The sequence below is a fragment of the Methylobacterium sp. WL6 genome (assembly GCF_008040095.1).
In the GTDB taxonomy this organism is placed as follows: domain Bacteria; phylum Pseudomonadota; class Alphaproteobacteria; order Rhizobiales; family Beijerinckiaceae; genus Methylobacterium.
Genome location: NZ_VRVH01000414.1, coordinates 1 through 3,176, shown reverse-complemented (window position 1 = coordinate 3,176; position 3,176 = coordinate 1). Strand labels below are relative to the sequence as shown.

Sequence of the window (3,176 nt, the reverse complement as noted above, 5' to 3'; positions counted from 1 at the left end):
GCGCTGCGCCGGGCGGCGGGGGGCCTTGGCCGGGCGGGCGCTGCGGGCGTCTCCGGCGACGGTGATCTCGCGATGGTCGCGCATCTCGGACATTCTGTCTCCCCGTTGCGTTTCGATCAGCCGACGCGGCGCAGGCGCGCGGGATCGTCGATCTCCCGCACCACCGTCGGCCCGGTGTCGAACAGGCCGAGCGGCAGCCGCACCACGGCGCCGGTTGCCGAAGCCCTGCCGGCCGGGCGAACCCGGGCGGTGAGCGGCGCAGTGCCGACCGGGCTCTCGGCCGACCGGCAGGCCCTCGGCAGGCTGACGGTGACCGTGGTCCCGGCATCCGGCGCGCTCTCGATCGCGATCGTGCCGCCGTGCAGGCCGACGAGACCCTGCACCACCGAGAGGCCGAGGCCGGTGCCCTCGTGGGTGCGCTTGTAGCCGCCGGAGCCGGCCTGGAAGAACGGCGTTCCGAGTCGCGGCAGGTCGGCCTCGCGGATGCCGATGCCGGTATCCGACACGATCAGGTCGAGGCCGGCCGCGGTCCGGCGCAGCGCCACCTCGACGCGGCCGCCGGCCGGCGTGAACTTTACCGCGTTCGAGATAAGGTTGATCAGCACCTGACGGCAGGCGCGCGAATCGGCGGTGATCTCGATCGGGCCGGGCTCGGCGACCTGCGCGAGCATGACGCCGACCGCATCGGCCTTGAGCTTCATCAGGTCGCAGCAGCTGCGCGTCAGCGCCGCCGCGTCGACCAGCTCGGGCGCGTAGTCGAAGTTGCCGCTTTGGATCCGGCTCATGTCGAGCAGCGTGTTGACGACGCTGAGCAGGTGCTGGCCCGAGGCGCCGATGATGCCGGCATATTCCCGCGCCCGCTCCGGTGCGAGCACGACCGCGCCTTCGCCGGCTAGGACCTCGGAGAAGCCGATGATGGCGTTCAGCGGCGTGCGCAGCTCGTGGGTGACGTTGGCCAGGAACCGGCTCTTCACCTCGTCGGCGCGCTCCGCCTCGGCGCGGGCGCGCTCGAGCTCCTCGGCGTGGCGGCGATGCTCGGTCACGTCGCGGGTCACCGCGACGACGCCGACCGGGCCCGACGGCGACTGCGCGATCCGGTGGGCGCGCATCTCGACATGGATCAGCCGCGCGCCGTCCTGGCGCCGGGCGGTCGGGTCGACGTTGAGGCGCAGCTGCACCGTCGCCGGCTTGCCGAGAGCCGCGACATCGCTGATCGCCTGGAGGAAGGCGGGGCGGTCGGCCACGTGCACCCGCTCGAGCAGGCCGTGGCCGCGCAAGCGCATCGCATCGGTGCCGACGAGCGTCTCGGCCGAGGCCGACGCCTCGATCACCCGGCCGTTGACGTCGTGCCAGGTCACGAGGTCGTCGATCGCCGCGAGCAGCATCCGGTCGCGGGCCTCGTTGTCCCGCATGCGCTTGCGCCACTGGCCCTCGTTGCGCATCTGCTCCAACACCTGCGCGGCGACGTGGCCGATCGCGGTGATGGCGAAGACCGGCATCGCGACGGAGGCCGACAGCGCCATGGTCGGGCTCGTGATGATCCACGATCCGGTGAACGCCACGCAGAGGACGCCGACCATCGCGAGCAGCGACGCCGCGACGGTGGCGCGCTTCGAGCCGGAGACCACCGCCTCGAGCGGGATCGCCACGAGCCAGATCGCGGCGGCCGACTGCACGCCGCCGGTGAGGCTGGCGAGGCACACGACGAGGCCGGTGAGGCCGGCCGACGAGACGGCGTGCGCGATCCACAGCGAGCCGGTGCGCGAGAGCAGGACGGCGGCGAGCACGGGCAGGAACAGGCTGGCGATCGCCAGGACCTCGATGCCCGACGGCACGCCGCGCCACAGCAGGTAGGGCGGCAGGCCGGCCATCATCACCGCGCCGGTGGCGAGGCGCGACACGAGGAAGCGCTCGTGGCGGAAGCGCACGCTGGCATCCTCGATCGCCGATTCATGCACGAAGCTCGCGAGGCGGGCGTCGAGCAGCGCGGGCAGCCGGTGTTGAATACGCAAGGCAGATACGCGCAACGCACAAGACCCAAGACCAGGACGGCCAACAACGCGGCATGCCTGGTAATACTCGGCCTTCGCGCCCCCCGGTTCGGTGACGAACGACTAGATCCCGACCCTCGCAGACCCGGCTTAAACGAGTGTTGCGCGTCGGCCCGCGATGGCCGGGATGCTTTCCACAACGTAACCGTGACTACGCGCAGGGTGTCCCCGTCGGGGCTCGTTCACCATCGAATGCCTTTTAGGCGATCGGTTGACGTTGGATTCAGGAAGCCGGCCCCACCCTCGGCCGTCTTCGACCCGCACGCTTCCCGGATCACCGTCCATGTCGTTCCTGCTGCGAGCCGCCCTGGTGATCGGCGCGTTGTCGTACCTGGCGGCGACCCGCGACCAGCCGGGGACACGCGCGAGCGTTCCGTCCGCACCCGAGATGGCCGGTCCGCGCGACGCGGCGTTCCCGGCGCCCGCGACGGGATCGACGTTGCTCGCCACGGTCGGGTCCGCCACGGCCGCCTGGAGCGCGATGCCGGCGGAGTCCCGGCAGCGCCTGGCGCAGGAGGCCATGACCGAGCTCGGCCGGCACGTCGGTCCGCAGGCCGCCTCGCGCGACACCCTCGCGGATGCCGATCGCAAGGCTCCGTGGCGGGGCTCGGAGGGGCGTTGAGGCCGTTCGTACTGGACGATACGACGACGCGGAGTGCGTGAGCCCCAGCCGGCGGCCGGCGCCGGCCGATCTCAGGACGACTTCCGAGCCCGCATCGGGAGGGGCGTCCGGTTCGCTGGCCGCTCGGCCGCGGCCTGCCGGATCTTGCCCGTGTCCGGCGCATGGTGCGGCTGGTGGGCGTCGGACGCGCCGCTGCGCTCGCGCAGCGGCCGGTCGAGGATCGCCGAGAGCAGGTCGCGGGCGGCGGGACGATCGGTGGTCCGAAACAGGCGGACGAGCTCGAACACCCGCTCGGCCGAGCGCGAGACCGCCTCGTCGAGGGTCAGGAAGACGTAGACCGCCTCCTCCTCGTGGAGGTCGGCGGCGCGCAGGCACAGCGTGAGCAGGTCGTAGCGCGAGCCGGCGTCGGGCGCGCTGCGCAGGAAATTCGCCGGCAGCCCGAGCCCGTCCGACAGGGCGGCGAGGAAGCCCGGGACGTCGTGGGCGGCGGAGAGGCCGAGCAG

General features: G+C 72.5%; 2 protein-coding genes and 1 pseudogene. 1 reads left to right on the top strand and 2 read right to left on the bottom strand.

Annotated features, from left to right (window positions below):
* Positions 1–116: 116 nt before the first annotated feature.
* The gene (locus FV230_RS26475; protein WP_147844501.1) at positions 117–2,012 is read right to left on the bottom strand and encodes a PAS domain-containing sensor histidine kinase; all 1,896 of its coding nucleotides are present in this window, start codon (positions 2,010–2,012) and stop codon (positions 117–119) included.
* Positions 2,013–2,334: 322 nt separating this feature from the next.
* Between FV230_RS26475 and FV230_RS26470 the strand changes: the two genes are divergently transcribed.
* Complete coding sequence (locus FV230_RS26470) at positions 2,335–2,673, top strand: hypothetical protein (protein ID WP_147844500.1); 339 nt, start codon at positions 2,335–2,337, stop codon at positions 2,671–2,673.
* Between the two features lie 71 nt (positions 2,674–2,744).
* Here the strand turns inward: FV230_RS26470 and FV230_RS30045 are convergent.
* A pseudogene (locus FV230_RS30045) lies at positions 2,745–3,176 on the bottom strand (hypothetical protein); the annotation flags it as partial.